The sequence below is a fragment of the Vreelandella sp. 2A-K22 genome (genome assembly GCF_054065485.1).
Map to the genome: position 1 here is coordinate 166,381 of NZ_JBSUGC010000004.1, position 18,484 is coordinate 184,864.

18 protein-coding genes are annotated in these 18,484 nt (G+C 55.6%); 9 read left to right on the forward strand and 9 right to left on the reverse strand.

Annotation, left to right across the window (positions count from 1 at the left end):
• Position 1: 1 nt before the first annotated feature.
• The 5 genes from mrdA to ACW17M_RS07115 all read right to left on the reverse strand — a co-directional run bounded on the left by mrdA (position 2) and on the right by ACW17M_RS07115 (position 4,903).
• Positions 2-1,909, reverse strand: a complete 1,908-nt coding sequence (gene mrdA / locus ACW17M_RS07095; RefSeq protein WP_022523157.1) for a penicillin-binding protein 2 — start codon at positions 1,907-1,909, stop codon at positions 2-4.
• An 88-nt stretch (positions 1,910-1,997) separates the two neighbouring features.
• Entirely contained in the window at positions 1,998-2,465 is a 468-nt protein-coding gene (rlmH, locus tag ACW17M_RS07100) for a 23S rRNA (pseudouridine(1915)-N(3))-methyltransferase RlmH (protein ID WP_009286999.1), read from the reverse strand.
• A complete protein-coding gene (gene rsfS, locus ACW17M_RS07105) occupies positions 2,462-2,848 on the reverse strand; it encodes a ribosome silencing factor (RefSeq protein WP_022523156.1) in 387 nt (128 codons plus the stop codon). Before rsfS ends, rlmH begins: the two co-directional genes overlap by 4 nt.
• A 78-nt stretch (positions 2,849-2,926) precedes the next feature.
• Positions 2,927-3,586 (reverse strand): nicotinate-nucleotide adenylyltransferase, encoded by a 660-nt coding sequence (nadD, locus tag ACW17M_RS07110; protein ID WP_141440970.1) that lies wholly within the window; start codon positions 3,584-3,586, stop codon positions 2,927-2,929.
• Between the two features lie 9 nt (positions 3,587-3,595).
• Entirely contained in the window at positions 3,596-4,903 is a 1,308-nt protein-coding gene (locus tag ACW17M_RS07115) for a glutamate-5-semialdehyde dehydrogenase (protein WP_022523154.1), read from the reverse strand.
• A 198-nt stretch (positions 4,904-5,101) separates the two neighbouring features.
• Here ACW17M_RS07115 and ACW17M_RS07120 point away from each other — a divergent pair, with 198 nt between their 5' ends.
• Genes ACW17M_RS07120 through ACW17M_RS07130 form a run of 3 tightly spaced genes read left to right on the forward strand, consistent with a single transcriptional unit; the run spans position 5,102 to position 8,323 of the window.
• A complete protein-coding gene (locus ACW17M_RS07120; protein ID WP_457547110.1) occupies positions 5,102-5,956 on the forward strand; it encodes a hypothetical protein in 855 nt (284 codons plus the stop codon).
• Positions 5,953-6,882: a diguanylate cyclase domain-containing protein gene (locus tag ACW17M_RS07125; protein WP_041158542.1), complete on the forward strand. Its 930-nt coding sequence runs from the start codon at positions 5,953-5,955 to the stop codon at positions 6,880-6,882. The genes ACW17M_RS07120 and ACW17M_RS07125 overlap by 4 nt, the downstream gene beginning before the upstream one ends.
• A gap of 43 nt (positions 6,883-6,925) precedes the next feature.
• Positions 6,926-8,323, forward strand: a complete 1,398-nt coding sequence (locus ACW17M_RS07130; RefSeq protein ID WP_161463573.1) for a bifunctional DedA family/phosphatase PAP2 family protein — start codon at positions 6,926-6,928, stop codon at positions 8,321-8,323.
• A gap of 18 nt (positions 8,324-8,341) precedes the next feature.
• Here ACW17M_RS07130 and ACW17M_RS07135 read toward each other — a convergent pair whose 3' ends face one another.
• The 3 genes from ACW17M_RS07135 to mpl are packed head-to-tail and all read right to left on the reverse strand — an operon-like array spanning position 8,342 to position 11,019.
• The gene (locus tag ACW17M_RS07135) at positions 8,342-8,965 is read right to left on the reverse strand and encodes a LysE family translocator (protein WP_190373107.1); all 624 of its coding nucleotides are present in this window, start codon (positions 8,963-8,965) and stop codon (positions 8,342-8,344) included.
• 3 nt (positions 8,966-8,968) lie between these two features.
• Positions 8,969-9,613, reverse strand: a complete 645-nt coding sequence (locus ACW17M_RS07140; protein WP_457547111.1) for a flavin prenyltransferase UbiX — start codon at positions 9,611-9,613, stop codon at positions 8,969-8,971.
• On the reverse strand, positions 9,610-11,019 hold the full coding sequence (gene mpl / locus ACW17M_RS07145; protein WP_141440966.1) for a UDP-N-acetylmuramate:L-alanyl-gamma-D-glutamyl-meso-diaminopimelate ligase: 1,410 nt from the start codon (positions 11,017-11,019) through the stop codon (positions 9,610-9,612). The genes ACW17M_RS07140 and mpl overlap by 4 nt, the downstream gene beginning before the upstream one ends.
• Before the next feature lie 287 nt (positions 11,020-11,306).
• On the opposite strand from mpl, the gene ACW17M_RS07150 reads away from it, so the two are divergent.
• Positions 11,307-11,693 (forward strand): glutaredoxin family protein, encoded by a 387-nt coding sequence (locus ACW17M_RS07150; protein WP_022523151.1) that lies wholly within the window; start codon positions 11,307-11,309, stop codon positions 11,691-11,693.
• A gap of 67 nt (positions 11,694-11,760) precedes the next feature.
• Here ACW17M_RS07150 and ACW17M_RS07155 read toward each other — a convergent pair whose 3' ends face one another.
• Positions 11,761-12,306 carry a hypothetical protein gene (locus tag ACW17M_RS07155; protein ID WP_009287005.1) on the reverse strand — a complete coding sequence of 182 codons (546 nt, stop codon included), beginning with the start codon at positions 12,304-12,306 and terminating at the stop codon, positions 11,761-11,763.
• A gap of 297 nt (positions 12,307-12,603) precedes the next feature.
• Here ACW17M_RS07155 and ACW17M_RS07160 point away from each other — a divergent pair, with 297 nt between their 5' ends.
• The 5 genes from ACW17M_RS07160 (at position 12,604) to ACW17M_RS07180 (ending at position 18,480) form a co-directional block, all read left to right on the forward strand.
• Positions 12,604-14,184: an ABC transporter substrate-binding protein gene (locus ACW17M_RS07160; protein ID WP_039859107.1), complete on the forward strand. Its 1,581-nt coding sequence runs from the start codon at positions 12,604-12,606 to the stop codon at positions 14,182-14,184.
• Between the two features lie 199 nt (positions 14,185-14,383).
• The gene (locus ACW17M_RS07165; RefSeq protein ID WP_039859109.1) at positions 14,384-15,433 is read left to right on the forward strand and encodes an ABC transporter permease; all 1,050 of its coding nucleotides are present in this window, start codon (positions 14,384-14,386) and stop codon (positions 15,431-15,433) included.
• On the forward strand, positions 15,430-16,386 hold the full coding sequence (locus ACW17M_RS07170) for an ABC transporter permease (protein ID WP_009287008.1): 957 nt from the start codon (positions 15,430-15,432) through the stop codon (positions 16,384-16,386). Before ACW17M_RS07165 ends, ACW17M_RS07170 begins: the two co-directional genes overlap by 4 nt.
• 7 nt (positions 16,387-16,393) lie before the next feature.
• Positions 16,394-17,410: an ABC transporter ATP-binding protein gene (locus tag ACW17M_RS07175; RefSeq protein ID WP_009287009.1), complete on the forward strand. Its 1,017-nt coding sequence runs from the start codon at positions 16,394-16,396 to the stop codon at positions 17,408-17,410.
• Positions 17,407-18,480: an ABC transporter ATP-binding protein gene (locus ACW17M_RS07180; RefSeq protein ID WP_027957554.1), complete on the forward strand. Its 1,074-nt coding sequence runs from the start codon at positions 17,407-17,409 to the stop codon at positions 18,478-18,480. Before ACW17M_RS07175 ends, ACW17M_RS07180 begins: the two co-directional genes overlap by 4 nt.
• Positions 18,481-18,484 lie beyond the last annotated feature (4 nt).

Consider the following 18,484-nt stretch of genomic DNA (forward strand, 5'->3'; position numbering starts at 1 on the left):
CTTAGTTTCCCTCCACATTGGCATCATCTTCTTCCAACACTTCACGCACTTCCTCTACGTCGGGGGCCTCATCCTCAAGTAACCAGGCATCGGTCATTGCACGGGCCAGGTGCGCTGCGTGGGTACTGCCACCACCGGCATTCTCAACAATAACCGACACGGCAATCTGGGGGTCATCCAACGGCGCAAAGGCCACAAACAGAGCGTGGTCGCGCAGTCGTTCGGCCAGCTCATCGGCGTTGTAGCGCTGATCCTGCCCCAGCGAAAATACTTGTGCGGTGCCTGATTTGCCGCCCATTCGGTACTCAAGGCCCACACCGGTTCGCCGGGCAGTGCCTTCCGTGCCACTAACCACCTTTTCCATGCCGCTGAATACACGATCCCACCAGCTATCATTGGCGAGCACAATATCATCTAACGTATCCGGCAGATCACGCGGCACAGGGGTATCACCAATCTGTCGGGCCAGCCTTGGTTTCACCCAATGGCCCCGATTGGCCAGCGTTGCCGTAGCACTGGCTAGCTGGAGAGGCGTTACCTGCCAATAGCCTTGTCCAATCCCCACCGAGAGGGTTTCCCCGGGATACCAGGGCTGGTTAAAGCGGCCACGCTTCCAATCTCGCGAAGGCATCAAAGCACCACTCTCTCCCTGAACGTCATGGGCTACACGCCGGCCAAAGCCAAAATTACTCATTTGATCATGTAAATCATCAATGCCTAAATCGTGCGCAAGGGTATAAAAATAGGTGTTATTAGATACCGCTAAAGCTCGTTCTAAATCGACCCGCCCGTGCCCCCAACGCAGCCAGTTGCGATAGCGTCGGGAATCATTAGGCAATTGGTAGTAACCAGGGTCGTTTATGGTGCTGTCTGGAGTGATTACCCCTTCCACCAAACCCGCGAGCGCTAGAAAGGGCTTAATCGTAGAGCCGGGAGGATAGTGACCGCGAGTCGCGCGGTTAAACAGAGGGAGATCAAGGTCTTGCTGCAAAGCGCGATAAGACGCAACATCAATACCGGTGACAAACTGGTTACTGTCAAAACCCGGTGTCGATACCATGGCGAGGATCTCACCAGTGCCCGGCACGATAGCCACAATGGAGCCACGACGACCATCCAGCAATTCGTAAGCCAGTGTTTGCAGCGACTTATCCAGGGTTAGGGTTAGGTTCTTACCAGGCACCGGATCGGTTCGCCCAAGCTCCCGCAAGACTCGCCCGCGAGCGTTTGTCTCAACTTTGCGCAAGCCTGCCTGACCGTGCAGCTCCTCTTCGTAAAAACGCTCAACCCCCGTCTTACCGATAAAATGAGTCCCTGCGTAGCGACCCGCATCCAGGGTTTCCATCTCTTCGGCGTTAATCCGCCCAACGTAGCCCAGTGTGTGTGCCATGATTTCGGCATCGGGATAGTAGCGCAGCGGCTGAGCCTCTATTTCGACTCCAGGCAGACGATGACGATTAACCGCCAAACGGGCAATTTGTGCTTCGCTTAAGTCACTGGTAAGGAGGGCTGGCTGGAAAGGACGCTGGCGTTGGCGTGAACGCACATTGAACGCCTCGATCTCCTCTTCAGGCAGTTCAAGCAGGTCGACCAATAGTGCCAGGGTTTCGTCCAGGTTATCGACACGCTCGCGAACCAGCGTGAGGTTGTAGGTGGGACGGTTTTCAGCCAGCAGCACCCCGTTACGGTCATAGATCAAACCGCGGTTCGGCGGCAGAGGCTCGACGCGAACCCGGTTGTTTTCGGAGCGCGTGCTGTACATATCATGCTGGACGATCTGCAAATAAACCAAGCGACTCGTTAGCAAGCCTGCAAGCGTAAAAACCACTAACACCGCGAGTAGCGCTCTAACACGAAAAATACGCAGTTCTTGCTCGGAGTTTTTTAGCGTGTTGGGGCGCTTGAGCATGGTAACGATGACTCTCAAATCAAACAATCAAATCAAACAAAAGGCGCAGCAGGCCATAACAGTGATCGCTCACCATCTCAGTTAGCCGTCAGCGGTGATAAGGGTGACCTACCAGTAGTGTCCAGGCACGGTAGAGCTGCTCGGCCAGCATAATCCGCACCAGCGGGTGGGGCAGCGTCAGCGGGGAGATCGACCAGGTTTTGTCAGCCGTCGCAGAAAGTGAGGGCTCGAGACCGTCTGGGCCCCCCACAAGCAGGACAATATCTCGCCCGGCCATGCGCCAGGCATCGGCTTCTTGCGCTAACTGTTCGGTGGTCCAAGGCTTACCTTTGACTTCCAGCGCGACTAGATACTCGTCGCCACGCAACTTGTCGCGAATTCGCTGCGCCTCTTGGGCACGCGCCTTCGCGATATCTGCATTTTTGCCACGCTGACCGAGGGCAATTTCTTCTATCTCGAGATTAAAATCTCTCGGCAGCCGCTTGCGGTAAGTATTGACGCCCTCTTCTACCCAGCCAGGCATTTTGCTTCCTACCGCTAACAGCCGGATCTTCATGACATGCCGGCTCGCTCTTGGAAGCGCTCAAGAGAGTCGCCAATGGCACCCGAGTCGCTGGGTAGATCGGCCCACAGCCGCTCTAAGTCATACAGGGTGCGTGCCTCGGGCATCATCACGTGGACAACGACATCCCCCAGGTCGACCAGTACCCAATCGGCGTTATCGCCACCTTCAACGCCCAGCGGGCCAAGCCCTGCAGCCTTGGCTTTTTCCACGACGTTTTGCGCCAGGGCAGCCACATGGCGGGTCGAAGTACCACTGGCAATCAGCATGAGGTCGGTGACCTCGGTTAATTTGGCAACATCCAACTGCGTAATGTCACGTGCTTTCAGTTCTTCTAGCGCGTCAACCGCTAGATTTTTCAATGTATCGATGTGCATGACTCCTAAAGACAACCTTATTGGTTAATCGGTCAATAAAGCCGGCCATTGTAACGGCTTCTTTGATGACTGCCAGCGCTATTCGCGTTGTCGATAAAGTCCGTCCTGCGTAATGGCCAATTCAACGGCTTCTGGCAGTAAATAGCGCACGCTTTTCCCGGCCTCTAAACGCTCGCGGATATACGTTGCCGAGATCGCCATCAGTGATGGCAGTTCCAACGGCAGATAGCCGCCGCAAGGCCGCTGCATCAATGCGTCTACGCTATCGACTCTGCGATGCGCTACCAGTTCCATTAATGATGCCGGTAACGGATCGTCATAGCCCGGTCTGGCAATCACCACTAGATGAGCAAACTCAAACAAGCGCTCCGGCTGGTGCCACTGGGCGAGCCGCAAAAAGGCATCAAAACCAATCGCCATCACCAGACGGGCCTGTTCGCCAACTTCCCCACGCAGCTCAGCCAGTGTATCGACGCTATAAGAGGGGCCGTCACGGCGCAGCTCGCGGTCATCGGCGACCAGCCCAGGCGTCGCACCGATACCCGCTTCTAATAACGCCAATCTCTGTTTCGCCGAGACTTGGGGTCGCCCACGTAGCGGTGGCTGTTGAGCCGGTATCATATGTAGCCGATCAAGCGACAGCGCCTCATGCAACTCTACCGCGCTGCGCAAATGCCCCAGATGAACAGGGTCAAAGGTGCCGCCCAACATGCCGATACGCTGCTCCGTTTGACTCATGCCACCACCCTATTCACGCACCTGGCCATCGCCAAATACGACGTATTTCTGAGTGGTTAGCCCTTCTAAACCGACAGGCCCACGGGCGTGAAGCTTATCGGTTGAAATTCCGATCTCAGCGCCAAGCCCGTACTCAAAACCATCGGCAAACCGGGTAGAGGCATTCACAATCACCGAACTGGAGTCGACTTCCGCCATAAAGCGGCGTGCGAGTGAATAATCCTGGGTGACAATCGCATCAGTGTGGTGAGAGCCGTACTGTTCAATATGGGCAATCGCTTCATCGATACCATCGACCACTTTGATTGCCAGCACGGGGGCCAAATACTCGGCATACCAATCGGCTTCTTCAGCAGCTGCCGCCTGTGGCAACAATGCCTGCGTACGCTGGCAGCCACGCAGTTCAACTTCATGTTCGGCATAAGCGCGGGCCAGTTCCGGCAGCAGCAGGTCAGCAATCGGCGCATCAACCAGCAACGTTTCCATGGTGTTACAGGTGCCGTAGCGATGAGTTTTCGCATTGACGGCGATGGCTAGCGCTTTGGCGGGATCAGCGGTGGTATCGATATACACATGACAAACACCGTCGAGATGTTTGATAACCGGTACGCGGGCATCACGGCTGATACGCTCAATCAACGACTTTCCACCGCGGGGGATAATCACGTCGACATATTCCGGCATGCTAATCATTTCACCCACCGCCGCGCGATCAGTGGTGGCGACTACCTGCACACTACCCGCTGGCAGGCCTACATCAGCTAACCCCGTTTGGATACAGGCGCTAATGGCGGCATTTGACTGGCTGGCTTCCGACCCGCCGCGCAAAATACAGGCGTTGCCCGACTTCAAACATAGGCTGGCGGCTTCCAGGGTTACATTTGGGCGCGACTCGTAAATAATCCCGATGACGCCCAGCGGGACGCGCATTTTGCCCACTTGGATGCCGCTAGGCCGATAACGCATATCGCCAATTTCGCCCACCGGGTCAGGCAAGCCCGCTACCTGCTGTAGCCCTTCAATCATGGCGTCGATACGCGCGTCGTTCAGAGCTAAGCGATCCAGCAGCGCGCTTTCCAAACCGTTCTCGCGGCCACGCTGTAAATCCTCGGTGTTGGCATCCAGTATTTTGGCTCGCGCCTCGGTCAAGCGCTGCGCCATAGCCATTAGCGCACGGTTTTTCAACCCGGTATCCGCCCGCCGCAGTTCACTGGCGGCGCGGCGCGCCGCTTGCCCCAAGGCCTGCATGTAGGCGGGCACATTTCCGGCAATTAAGTGCTGATGGGCCTCGTCTTGGAACGGTGTTGAAGCGCTCATAGTGTCTCCGTACGGAAGGATACTTTAATTTTTTAATTAACCATGTATCGCGTTTTACATGTTTTGCTTATGTTACGTCATTTCATCGTTATACTGGGGACGATTAAGGCACTAATATGTCTCGCGTACATTTATTATCCTACAATTACTTTACTTGATGAGATACATCTGGTCATTCAGGACGAATAGTAAGTCACCATGCAAAGCAAGTACAAAATCCGCCTGCTACGTGCCAATCTTTTAGCTGCTGCCGTCGCTTTGGCACTATGGACACCCGCCACACCCCCTGCTGCTGCCCTAGTGCTGTGGCTATCAGTCGGCTGGTTACTCATCACCGCGCTGATGCTTGATTTTAGCCACCGTCGTTCGCGAGGATTGCCATGGCAAATTGTACCGGGTGCACTGCTATTGGGTTTAATTGCCACTGCTCCAGAACGACACGGCATTTTAATCTGGGCGTGGGCCGCAATGCTGATGCTGCCCCAAAACAATGGGGTCGCCGCTTTTAACCTCAGCGCTGCACTGATTAGCGCTATAATGGTAGCACCTCAATTGGAGGCGTCAGCGCTTGTGCTGCTGATTTGTTCACTGCTGGTGCTTGGCCTGCTGGCCTTATCCAGAGCACAGCAGCTTATTGATATGAACGGTTCCATTCGCCAACGCCTGCGATTGATTCCCGGCCTTAACCTTTGGGCCGGTGAGCAGTTGCTGCGCGATATCGCCCGGGAACAAACGCGCTGCGAGCGTGAAGGCGTTCATGCGGAACTGTTTATTCTGCACGTAAAACGCCACCAACTGTGGCCAATGGCGCAAAAGCTGTGCGAATTAACCTATGATTTTGAAAACGTTTACCGATTAAGCAGCACAACGCTGGTGACACTCATTCTTGCCCGCTCACCTAGAGAAGCCGCTCAACGACGCAGCCTACTACTCGCCGACTTACCCGACAATATTACCAGTGAACACCTTGAATTAATCGATATCGAACCGGCAACGCTTTCGGTGTTTGAGATCAGCAAACTTCCGGCTGAGCGGGTGCGGGAGACGGTATGATCGAGTACCTCCCCAAACGATTAATGACCCTGGCTTATACTTCCAGTATCGCGTTGATGGTGGGTTACGCGCTATGGCTGTATGCCATGGGTGACTACCGCGACCTGCTGATTCCCACCTTTATGACCCTGCTGCTAATGGCCGCCCTGCTGATGCATATTGGGCAGGGCGTAAAAAGCTACCTGCCACGCATTATTCTACTCTGCAGTACCTACTCGGTAGTGCTCGGCGCTTTCTATTTTCAGCCGCAGGTATCACCTCTATGGTTAGGCCTGCCGATTACCGCCGCGTTTTTACTGCTACCGCTATGGGCCGCAATGCTGATTAATATTGCCATTGGGCCATTGTGGTGGCTGCTTCCTTCGGTCGCCTCTGCGCCACCGGCGATTATCGTGGGCTATGCTGCTTTAACACTGTTACTTGCCCTCCCCCGCTGGGAGCATGCTCGTCGCCGCGCACTCTTAAGAGCTACCGACCCCAACGACAGCGACTGTGAAGCTTTCCACATGGACACGCTAAAAGAGCGTTTACACAGCGAGTTCCAGCGCGCTGCCATGCTCAATCAGCAACTGGCAGTGCTGGTACTGCATTTACCGCAGTTGGATATGGCAGCAGAGCAGTTTGGCCATCGTGCGCAAACGGCGCTGCTGGGAGCGCTATGCGGTGAAGTGAATAGCCGTTGTCGCGATCATGACGTGCTGGGGCGCGCGGACAGCGCCACTTTTTGGCTGGTTCTACCTGACACTAGTGAAAGCGGCGCTCTGTTGGTACGCGAGCGTTTACAAAGAGCTCTTTCACAGCGTGTACTGGTAGAAACCGGTCAACTGGAAGCGCGCATTGCCGCCTGCTTACCCAGTCGCACCGAGCACTTTGCACACTATGTAAAGCGCCTGGAAACCCGCGGCGCCGCCCTCGCCAACCTCTAATCTGCCTTTTCAATGTCTCTTATCTGACGCTGGAGTACTCTCCTTGCCGCTAGCCGATCTGCTCCACTCATTAACGCCATCGCCTGCGTTGATCGTCTGTCTGGTGCTGGCGATTTCATTAGTAGAATCACTTGCCTTGATCGGGCTGCTGGTGCCGGGCGTGGTGTTAATCACTACCGCAGCCTCCCTGGCGGGACATCAGGATCTTGGCTTGGCATGGTTAATCGGTGCTGCCTTCATAGGCGCTATTTTAGGCGACGGCGTCAGTTTTTCGCTGGGCTTTAAACATCACGAGCAGGTCACTCAGAGATGGCCCCTTTCCCTGCATCCCGAATGGTTGGGCCGCGGGGCACGGTTCTTTGAGCGCTATGGCATTTGGTCAGTGTTTATCGGCCGCTTTGTCGGTCCGGTGCGACCGATTATTCCCTTGGTAGCAGGCATGATGCGTATGCCACCACGCACCTTTATTTGGGCTAACGTCACTTCTGCGGCACTGTGGGCGCCTGCCTATATACTGCCCGGCTATTTGTTGGGGCGTACCTGGCAGCACCATTTGAATCTACCGCCAGGCATAGAGGCTGCGCTGCTTATCCTCGCAGCGATCATTGTCGTGCTCGCGGTGATTTTCTCCTGGGGTCGGCATCAGGCGACACGGCATGGGCGACTTTACCGGGCTATTGCTGTCAGCGTTCGCCGTATGCCGCTACTACGCAGGCCATGGCTGGCCATGAGTCAAACCGGCGATGTTCCCTTGGCTTCACTACTGTTACTGGTCATAGCGCTAGGCAGTCTGTCTGGCTGGACACTGCTGGTCATCGCCCACCATGAACCGCTTGAGATTGATCTGTTCATTCAGCAACTGTTCTCCTGGCTGCAGAGCGATGTTTTGTACCGAGCGGGGAATGTTTTTGCACGCATTGGCGACACCCTAGGCATTATCGCTTTAACACTGCCTTGGGCAGCATGGATGCTGGTGAGCAAGAGATGGGAGGCTTTACTGCACTGGAGTGGCGCCTTTGCCAGCGTCGCCCTGCTAAACACAGTAGGCAAAGGGCTGTTTGGTCGTGCTCGCCCAGAGACACCGGACTACTTAATGGGCTCGTTCTCCTACCCCAGCGCCCACACTTCCACCGCCGTGGTGCTCGTTGGCCTTACAGCGGCGTTCGTTGCGGCCGAGATACCCCGTCAAAAACGCTTTTGGGTGTACTGGATAGCACTAGCGCTTGCACTGCCCATGGCGCTATCAAGACTGGTGGTGGGCGTGCACTGGTTCAGTGATCTGGTGGGAGGCGCGCTACTCGGCTTGGTCGTTTGCGCACTCACGCTACTTCATTGGCAGCAGCAGTCGCGCCCGTCGATGCGCCCCTGCCCGTGGCTTCTGCTCAGCCTGGCATCGCTAGTGCTTATCAGCGCTCGCGTCGGCTTCTTCCCACCGGTTTAGCTTTAAATCGACACCGCTTTACCCCAAGGCAAGCCACAGGCCTACCCCAATCATCAGTGTTCCGGCGATGCGATTCAGGAGCCGGACATTGCCGCTTTTACCGAGCACATTGCGTAGCGTTTTGCCGCCGGTGGCATAGACCAGCATGCTGACAAACTCAATGGTCAAAATGACCGCTATCAGCAGGCTGAGCTGCCCCGGCAATGGGCGACTACTATCCAAAAAAGGCGGCAGCAGCACCATAAAAAATGCCCACCCTTTAGGGTTTGCCACCGCGGTAACAAACCCTTGCATGGCTAACTGCAGGGGGCTAGCGGGTGGGCCCGCATCAAGCTCGTTAGGAATCGCCATGCGCCCACGGGAACGCCACATCATAATACCCAAATAACCCAGGTAAGCGCCGCCCACCCACTTAAACAGCACAAACAGCTCTGGCTGACGCAGCATTAACGCCGCCACGCCTGCGCCAGCGGCCGCCGCCACCAAGCCCACGCCGAGCAACTCGCCAATCATCATCCACAGCGTGCGTTTGACGCCTTGGGTCATGCCCAGCACCATGGCGAGGGTCATGCACATACCTGGGGTTAGCGAGACAAACAGAAACGTTGGCACAAAAACCGACAGCGTGGCCCACGACATCATAGATCACTCATCCTTATCTCCGACCTCTCCCCAGCGAGGCACCAGCGAATGCTCGATTCCCAACTGGTTGAGAATACGCGCGACAATAAAATCAATCAGATCATCAATGCTTTGCGGGCAGTGATAAAACCCAGGAGCCGCCGGCAAAATGACCACTCCCAAGCGACTCAATGCCAACATGTGCTCCAAGTGAATCGGTGAAAATGGGCTTTCCCGCGGCACCAGCACCAGCGTTCGGCGCTCTTTAATCGCCACGTCCGCCGCCCGCTCAATCAGATTATTGCTAGCCCCCGTTGCAACGGCAGAAAGCGTGCCGGTAGAGCACGGGCACACCACCATGGCGGAGGGCGCGCCAGAGCCTGATGCCACCGGCGCCATCCAGTCTTCGCGGCCAAAGCAGCGGATCTGACCAAGCTGTGCCCCACTGCGCTCACTCAGCGCCTCGGCTAAACGCTGGGGCTGGGCGGGTAGCTCAATATCTGTTTCTGTGGCGATGACCATGTGCGCAGCTTTCGAAATCATGACCCACACTTCATGGCCTGCGGCGACTAGTACATCGATCAAGCGCAAACCGTATTGAGCCCCGGATGCGCCGGTGAGTGCCACGGTAATCGGTTTTTTGAACGATGCGTCGGCTCTATCTGTCACGCATTCCCCTCCTTGGCTGCGGCTAATGCGGCGAGCAAGCGTTCATGCACGCCCTCAAAGCCACCGTTGGACATCACCACAATGCGATCCAACGGTGACGCTTGAGTGACCACTGCTGCCACCAGCGTATCAATATCGCTAAACAGCTGGGCATGCGCACCTTGCGTGGCAACCAGCTCGTCCATCGACCAGTCGAGCCCGGCGGGCTGAAACCAAAAAACACCATCAGCGTCAGCCACGCTCTCGAGTAACCGCTCGCGCAGAGCACCTAAACGCATGGTATTGGAGCGCGGCTCGATGACCGCCAGCAGGCGTCCTTTCGTGGTGGCCGCACGTAGACCTTTGAGCGTCGCGGCAATCGCCGTGGGGTGGTGGGCGAAATCATCGATCACCTGAATGCCATTGATTTCGCCGCGCACCTCCTGGCGCCTTCTGGGTGTTTCAAAACGCGCCAGCGCCGCACAGCCACGGGCTAAATCAACCCCACACAAATGCGCCGCCGCCAGCGCTGCCAACGCATTGCGGGCGTTATGCTCGCCGGTTAGCGCCCACTCGACGACCCCGTCCTCCTCTTGTCCATGGGTATCCTGACCAGACTCGCCAGCGCTATAAATCACCTGGAAACGACTGGCGTCGTCGCGCTCTAATTTCAGTTGCCACTCGCTCGCATCCCGATCACCAAAGTGCGCTACCGGCGTCCAGGCGCCCTGGCTCAGAACACGTTCAAGGGCGGGCTGCTCATCAGCAACTAATAGGTGCCCCTGGCTTGGGACGGTGCGCACCAGGTGATGGAACTGGCGCTCAATGGCTGCCAGGTCGGGGAAGATATCGGCGTGGTCAAACTCAAGGTTGTTGAGTATGGCGATATGCGGACGGTAGTGAACAAACTTGGAACGTTTATCAAAGAACGCCGTGTCGTACTCGTCAGCTTCCACCACAAACGGCGCTTGCGGATCACCCACGCGCGCCGACACGCCAAAATTACGCGGCACGCCACCAATCAAAAACCCCGGCGCTAAGCCGGCACTCTCTAAAAGCCAGGCTAATACACTGGCGGTGGTGGTTTTACCATGGGTACCTGCCACGGCAATGACGCGTCGGCCGGGCAGCACGTGCTCCGCCAACCACTGCGCCCCCGAGGTATACGGCAGGCCGCTATTGAGTAACGCTTCAACCTCTTCATTGCCCCGTGACAAGGCATTGCCCACCACGACAAGATCCGGCGCTGGCGACAGATGCTCGGCGTGGTAGCCCTCCATTAAGGTGATGCCCGCATCAACCAACTGGGTGCTCATGGGTGGGTAAACATTCTGATCGGAGCCACTCACCTGGTGCCCCATTTCACGCGCCAGCAGTGCCAGGCTACCCATAAAGGTGCCGCAGATACCCATAATATGCAGATGCATGGCTCTCGCCCCGTTAATCGCCCGTAAACCAATTTACTAAAAGCCAAAAAATGGCGTAAAAATAGCCACCGGTTTAAAAACCGGTTTAAAAAATAGCTAAGCAGCCTAGCATGTTGAGGCTATTTGCTCATCTATTCATCGCCATAAACGCTGACAAAGCACCACTCAAGTGACAAATCCCTTTAGTTGTTGCAGGATGCGGCCACTGTTTACTAATGATGACGATCCCTTTCTTCCCATTTGTCACGCTGATGTAAGCCAACATCTCAGCACAGGAGCCTTTTTCGATGCGCATTTTAATTCGCTATTTCTTTCGTGGTCTTCGCTTGGTGCTCGCCCCGGTCATGCTGATTTCCGAGAAGCTTTCCACGCCTAAGTCAGTAGAGCGTACGCCTGAAGAACAAGCCAAGGTGGATCAAGCGTGCCAGAACCTTGCGCTGTACCAATTTCGCACCTGCCCTTTCTGCATCAAGGTGCGCAAAGAGATAGCGCGGCTGGGTTTAAACATTGAGGTACGTGATGCTCAACTTGATCCTGCCCATAAGCAGGCGCTCTTGGAAGGGGGTGGCAAAGTCAAAGTGCCCTGCTTGAGAATCACCCACGACGATGGGCGTGAAGAGTGGATGTACGAATCTGACACTATTAATGCCTGGCTGCACCAGCAGTTCGGTTAAGCGCTTTTGATGGACATGGATAGCCACTGAGGTCTTGTCACCAGGTCGGCAAACGTCGACCTAGGCATTAGAACTCTACTTTTTGCGCCTCTACATCGAACACCACGTCGATCTCAATGCCCTCTTCCTGGCTTGGCGGTTCACCTAGCTCGACTTGCAGTCCCAGCGCCCCCTCAATTTTCCCAGCTACGCGAACCGTTTGGCTGGTACGGTCATAGTGAGTCAGTGTTACTACTACTTCCCCCCCTTCAGAGGTGAACAGCGGCGGGGCAATAGAAGCCCCAATGGAATAAATAACCACTGCATTGATCAACTGCCCTTCGTTCACGGTCAGGCTAATAGAGAGCGCCTCCTCGCCGTCCCACTTCTCATCGTCAACAGAGCCAGCGATATCAATATTGATATCGTCGCCTAGCTCTACGAATGAGGCATTTGAGTCATTACCATGGCGTAAAATAAACCACTCCCGCAACTCATCATCCAACGACCCTGCTATTTCAGGCGCCGCGCGCTCAGAGCCACCTTGAGGAGGACTTTGCCCCACAGGCTCAGTGGCAAAACCAGTGATAGGTAGCCAAACCCCCATCAACGCTATCCCAATTTTTTTCCACATAAGATTTTCCGCCCTATTATGTGTCGCTTTTCGCTTACTACTTTCGTCTTAAAACAAGCCTTCAGCATGCCGCTATTAGCCCCATCATTCAGTAGACGAATGATGCCTGTCATTATTTCGATTGTATGACGCGATAGGCACTCTCTATGTTGTAAGCCTAGGTTGTGCGCTTGTGTTGTAAATAGGCTTAACAACTGACCGTGTCTGTTTTGCCGACGCTTTCCTGGCGGGAAGGGTGCTTCTAGCCAAGAAAACGGCGGTAAAACGAAAAATAAACAATGATTTAAGGGAACGATGATGACGCTCAAGAAAACCTTACTGGCTTCCGTTATTGGTGCAGTGGTTGCGGGTACGACGTTACTACCGATGACCGCAAGTGCTGAAACGCTGCGTATTGGCTACTCCGCCGACCCTGAAACCCTCGATATCCACGAGCAGCTTTCTGGCGGCGTCTTGCGCTTTTCTCATATGGCATTTGATCCGCTGGTGCGCTGGACAAAAGATTTTGAGTTTGAGCCGCGCTTAGCCACCGAGTGGGAGCAGGTCGACGAAACCACCATGCGCATGACCTTGCGTGAAGGCGTTACCTTCCACTCAGGTAACGAATTCACCGCCAAAGACGTGGTATGGACCATTGAGCGTCTGAAAGAGAGCCCTGACTATCGCGCTATTTTTGAGCCAGTGGCCAGCGCCGAAGCCGTTGATGACTACACCGTTGAAATTGTCACCACCGAACCTTACCCGCTGCTACTCAACCTGGCTACTTACATCTTCCCGATGGATAGCGAGTTCTATAGCGGTGAAACCGAGGGCGGCAACGACAAAGGTGAGATCGTTAAAGCTGGCAACTCCTTTGCTTCGCGCAATGTTTCCGGTACTGGTCCGTTCATGGTGACTGACCGCCGTCAGGGTGTACGGGTAGATTTTGAGCGCTTCGAAGACTACTGGGATACCGAAAGCGAAGGCAATGTCTCTAATATCGTGCTGACACCCATCGCTGAGAACGCCTCACGGGTTGCCGCCCTGCTCTCTGGCGGTGTCGACTTTATTGATGCCGTGCCTCCCAACGATTTGGATCGCGTACGCGAGGCCGACGGCGTTAATCTGGTTGAGGTTGACGGTACGCGTATCATTGGCTTCCAAATGAACGAAGACCGCGTTGAAGCCTTCCAGGATGCCCGCGTTCGCCAAGCGGTTGATCTGGCTATTAACCAGGAAGGCATTGCCGACCGCTTAATGCGCGGCTTCGCGACGCCCGCCGGACAGATATCACCCAAAGGTTACTCCGGTCACAACCCAGACTTAACGCCACGCTACGATATTGAACGCGCCAAAGAGCTAATGGCCGAAGCGGGCTACGCAGACGGCTTCAGCGTTGAAATGATTGCCCCCAACAATCGCTACGTAAACGATGCCCAGATCGCCCAAGCGGTCGCCAATATGCTGGCACAAATCAATATTGACGTTGACCTGCGTACCATGCCCCTGGCGCAGTACTGGCCTGAGTACGATACCCGTCAATCGGATATGGCGATGATCGGCTGGCACGCGGATACCGAAGATACCGCTAACTTCTTCCAGTATCTAACCTTCTGCTTCGATGAAGAGACCGGTGCTGGCCAATACAACTACGGTGGCTACTGCAACGAAGAGATCGACGCACTCGTCACCGAAGCCGATAGTGAAACCGATTTGGAAAAACGCAACGAAATGCTGCGCGAAGCCGAAGCCATGCTCTATGAAGACGTCGGCTATATCACACTGCACTGGCAGAACCTTGCTTACGCGGCCGCTGAAGGGGTTGAGATTGAGCCTGTAGTCAACGCCCTTGACTTCCCCTACCTGGGTGACTTGGTCATTAATCGCAGCGACGATTAAGCGCTCACAGCGCTGATTGATTAAATGCCTAGAAAAGAGTCACTACAGCGTTAACAGCCAACAAGTAAACCGCAAGGATGCTTCGCTCCCTAAGCGTTTAGGGGGCGAAGCCTTTTAGCTGGCAGTTCGCGTCTGTGAGAACTCTGCATAACATGCCCCTACTCCCTTTGATGAACCCCTCATATAGGTGGCGTACGCCATGATTGCCTTTTTAATCAAGCGGCTGATGCACGCGATTTTGGTGATGTTTGTCATCAGCGTGCTGGCCTTCGCCATTCAGGATAACCTGGGTGACCCCATACAGCAGATGGTTGGCCAGTCAGTGCCGGAGAGCGAGCGTGAAGAGATTCGCGAGCGCTTTGGCCTCAATGACCCCTTCCTGGTGCAGTACGCTCGTTTTGCTAAAAACGCCGTTCAAGGCGATTTTGGCTACTCGTACTTTTATCGCGAACCGGCGTTAGAAGTAATTGCTCGCCACTTACCCGCCACCCTGGAGCTGGTATTTGCCGCGACGCTGATTATTGTGCTGCTTTCGGTACCCATTGGGGTATATAGCGCCATCAAACCGCGCTCACCGATTTCACGCCTGTTTATGGGTATATCGATTATCGGTATCTCGATTCCAGTGTTCTTGACCGCGATCGTACTGATTCAAATCTTCGCCATCGGCGTCACTGTCACACTGTTCCCCGAAAGTACCGGCTGGGGCGCATGGCTGAATGACTTCTTCTCCACCGAAGGCAATATGCCCTCCTTCGGCCGTGGTTATGATCTCGTTAACGTGGTGGGCAACTGGGACACCAACCTGGCAACTTGGAACGGTTTACAGCATCTAGTGCTACCGGCGGTTTCACTGGCCTCCATTATGCTACCGCTGTTTATCCGTCTGATTCGCGCCGAAATGATGGAAGTCCTGCAGTCGGAGTACGTGAAGTACGCCCGCGCTAAAGGCATCTCTATGCGCCGGGTCTATTTCGTTCACGCCCTTAAAAACACCATGCTACCAGTGATTACCGTGGGCGGCGTACAGATCGGCACCATGGTGGCCTACACCATTTTGACTGAGACTGTTTTCCAATGGCCCGGCATGGGTTTGATGTTTTTGGATGCGATCAACCGCGCCGATATACCGTTGATTGTGACCTACCTGATGATCGTCGGCGTGATCTTTGTCGTCACTAACACCATCGTGGATCTCATCTACGGCATGGTGAACCCCACCGTTAAACTGACTGGGAAGCCCGCATGAGCACCACCAACAATTCCTCCCCAGCGAGCGCCTCACCCAGCCGCTGGGAACGCCTGCGCGACTCCTATATATGGTACAGCTTCAAGCGTGACCGCACCGCCCAGCTCTGCCTGGCTGTGTTTATCTGCATGGTTATCGCCGCCTTTGCCTCACCGCTGCTGGCGCCCACGAACCCTTACGACCTATCCCAGATCGACATTATGTCATCTGAACTGCCGCCCTTCTGGATTGACGGTGCCGATGAGCGTTACGCGCTAGGTACCGATGCCCAGGGGCGCGACTTATGGTCGATTGTGCTATATGGCACCCGCGTATCGCTGCTGATTGGTTTCGGTGCGGTTATTTTGCAGGCGCTGCTAGGGGTCACCTTCGGCCTAATGGCAGGCTACCTGGGCGGTCGTGTCGATACTATCTTGATGCGCCTGGCGGACATTCAGCTGTCCTTCTCGACGCTGATGGTCGCTATCGTGGTGGGCGCTTTGGTCAAAGCGACCATGGGTAGCGCCTTCTATAGCCAGTACGCGGTGATGATGCTGATCCTGATTATCGGCCTGGCCGAATGGCCCCAGTATGCCCGTACCGTGCGCGCCTCAGTGCTGGCAGAGAAAAACAAAGAGTACGTTGACGCCGCCCGCGTGATGGGGCTACGCAGCAAACGGATTATGTTCCGCCACGTGCTACCCAACACCATGTCACCGATCTTTGTTATCTCTACCGTGCAGATCGCCAACGCGATTATCTCTGAAGCGGCGCTGTCGTTTCTGGGACTGGGGATGCCAGAGACCCACCCCTCGCTTGGCTCACTGATCAAATCGGGCTTTGATTACATCCAGTCCGGCTCCTGGTGGATCACCTTGATTCCGGGCGCAGTTCTGGTGGTGCTTGTGCTGTCGATCAACCTACTCGGCGATTGGCTGCGTGATGTCATGAACCCACGACTCTACAAAGGCTGAGGACACCATGGCACTACTTGAAGTCAACAACCTCGATGTACGCTTTGCACTGCGCCAGGGTGAAGTGCACGCCCTGCGCGATATCTGTTTCAGCCTTGAGCGCGGTGAGCGCCTGGGTATTGTCGGTGAGTCCGGCGCAGGCAAGTCGGTTGCCGCGTTTTCGCTGCTCAACTTGATCGCCAAACCGGGCTTTATCGCCGGCGGTACGGTGACGTTTGACGGTCAGGTGCTTAACCGCATGTCTGAGCGTGGCCTGCGTAAAGTACGCGGCAACCGCGTTTCGATGATCTTCCAAGACCCAATGATGACGCTTAATCCGGTGCTCTCCATTGGCGAGCAGATGGTCGAGTGCTTAAAAGCCCACCGGCGCATCTCTTCCAAAGAAGCCCGTGCGATCGCCCTGGACAAACTCCAACAGGTGCAAATCCCTTCGCCGGAAACGCGCCTGGATCAGTACCCTCACGAGCTTTCAGGTGGTATGCGCCAGCGGATTATTATCGCCATTGCGCTGCTGCTTGACCCGGACATTATCATTGCCGACGAGCCTACTACGGCGCTTGATGTGACCATTCAAGCCGAGATCATGGCGCTGCTACTTGATCTCTGCGAGCAGCACAATGTGGGGCTTATTCTGATCACCCACGACCTGGGCGTGGTCAGCCAGGTTACCCAACGCATGCTTGTCATGTACGCGGGACGAGTCATTGAGCAGGGCCCAACGCGGGAGATTATTAACGACCCGCAGCACCCTTACACTCAGGGCTTAATCAACGCCCTGCCGCAGATGGCAACCCCCGGCGAAAAGCTCAATCAGATTCGCGGCAGCATGCCGTCACTCTCTAACCTGCCCAGCGGCTGCGCGTTTCATCCGCGCTGCGATTTTATCAATCGTGCCGATGGCCAGCCCCGCCCCGCCTGCACCCAGCAGGTGCCTGAATTTGTCGAATCCGGCAACTGCCGCGTGGCGTGTCATATGGTGGCTGAAATGCTCGAAGATCGCCGTTTGAAGGAGGAAACCTCATGAGTGCGCACGCTGAGGCTATAACGGACAGCCATAATCCTACTCCACGTCAGAACGAACAGAGCGCTGATTCGCTGCTGCAGATTCGCGACTTGAAAAAGCGCTTCTCGCTCTCTGGGGATTTCCTCGATCAGCTGCGTTTTAAGGGCGGCAAGCTGGTTCGCCACCAAGAGCACGTTCACGCCATTAATGGTGTGAATCTGGATATCAAACGCGGTGAAGCACTGTGCGTGGTCGGCGAGTCGGGCTGCGGCAAGTCCACCGTGGCGCGTACCGTCATGGGGCTACTGACCCCCACAGAGGGTGAGATTCGCTACGATGGCAACCGCATCGATAACTTAAGCTCGCGCCAACTGCTGCCGTATCGCAAGCGGATGCAGATGATCTTCCAGAACCCTTATGCGTCGCTCAACCCACGCATGACCATTCAGCAAACCCTGGAAGAACCGCTACGCCTGCACCACCCTGATTGGAAGCGGCCGCAAATTCTCGACAAGGTAGAGGAAGTGATGCGCTCGGTGGGCATCGACCCGGACTGGGGCAAACGCTTTGGCCACGAGTTCTCCGGCGGCCAGCGGCAGCGTATCGCCATTGCCCGCGCCCTGGCCGTTGACCCTGAGTTCATCGTTGCCGACGAGCCTATCTCCGCACTCGACGTCTCGATTCAAGCCCAGGTGCTCAACCTGCTGATGGAAGCCCAGCAAGAGCGCAATCTGACCTACCTGTTCATTACCCACGACCTAGCCGTCGTGGAGCACTTTGGCACCCGCGTGGCGGTGATGTACTTAGGCACGGTGTGTGAAGTTGCCACCACCGCGACGCTGTTCGATAAGCCGCGCCACCCCTATACCCAGGCGCTGCTCTCGGCCATTCCACGCTTGAAGGATGACCGGCCCCAGCATATTCGTCTCACCGGCGAAGTGCCGACCCCGGTTAACCTGCCTAGCGGCTGCGTGTTTCATGGCCGCTGCCCCCATGCCAATGCGCGCTGTAAGCAAGAGATCCCCTTGCTGCAAACACAGGATGACGGAACCCGAGTGGCGTGCCACGCTGTTGAGGAGGGACGCCTATGAAGCG

Bases quoted from the DNA above. Each gene is read 5' to 3' on its own strand.
- ACW17M_RS07115 (WP_022523154.1), bottom strand. From the start codon at position 4,903: ATGAGCGCTTCAACACCGTTCCAAGACGAGGCCCATCAGCACTTAATT.
- ACW17M_RS07120 (WP_457547110.1), top strand. From the start codon at position 5,102: ATGCAAAGCAAGTACAAAATCCGCCTGCTACGTGCCAATCTTTTAGCT.
- ACW17M_RS07150 (WP_022523151.1), top strand. From the start codon at position 11,307: ATGCGCATTTTAATTCGCTATTTCTTTCGTGGTCTTCGCTTGGTGCTC.
- ACW17M_RS07165 (WP_039859109.1), top strand. From the start codon at position 14,384: ATGATTGCCTTTTTAATCAAGCGGCTGATGCACGCGATTTTGGTGATG.
- nadD (WP_141440970.1), bottom strand. From the start codon at position 3,586: ATGAGTCAAACGGAGCAGCGTATCGGCATGTTGGGCGGCACCTTTGAC.
- ACW17M_RS07125 (WP_041158542.1), top strand. From the start codon at position 5,953: ATGATCGAGTACCTCCCCAAACGATTAATGACCCTGGCTTATACTTCC.
- ACW17M_RS07135 (WP_190373107.1), bottom strand. From the start codon at position 8,965: ATGATGTCGTGGGCCACGCTGTCGGTTTTTGTGCCAACGTTTCTGTTT.
- mrdA (WP_022523157.1), bottom strand. From the start codon at position 1,909: ATGCTCAAGCGCCCCAACACGCTAAAAAACTCCGAGCAAGAACTGCGT.
- rlmH (WP_009286999.1), bottom strand. From the start codon at position 2,465: ATGAAGATCCGGCTGTTAGCGGTAGGAAGCAAAATGCCTGGCTGGGTA.
- mpl (WP_141440966.1), bottom strand. From the start codon at position 11,019: ATGCATCTGCATATTATGGGTATCTGCGGCACCTTTATGGGTAGCCTG.
- ACW17M_RS07155 (WP_009287005.1), bottom strand. From the start codon at position 12,306: ATGTGGAAAAAAATTGGGATAGCGTTGATGGGGGTTTGGCTACCTATC.
- ACW17M_RS07160 (WP_039859107.1), top strand. From the start codon at position 12,604: ATGACGCTCAAGAAAACCTTACTGGCTTCCGTTATTGGTGCAGTGGTT.
- ACW17M_RS07170 (WP_009287008.1), top strand. From the start codon at position 15,430: ATGAGCACCACCAACAATTCCTCCCCAGCGAGCGCCTCACCCAGCCGC.
- ACW17M_RS07175 (WP_009287009.1), top strand. From the start codon at position 16,394: ATGGCACTACTTGAAGTCAACAACCTCGATGTACGCTTTGCACTGCGC.
- rsfS (WP_022523156.1), bottom strand. From the start codon at position 2,848: ATGCACATCGATACATTGAAAAATCTAGCGGTTGACGCGCTAGAAGAA.
- ACW17M_RS07180 (WP_027957554.1), top strand. From the start codon at position 17,407: ATGAGTGCGCACGCTGAGGCTATAACGGACAGCCATAATCCTACTCCA.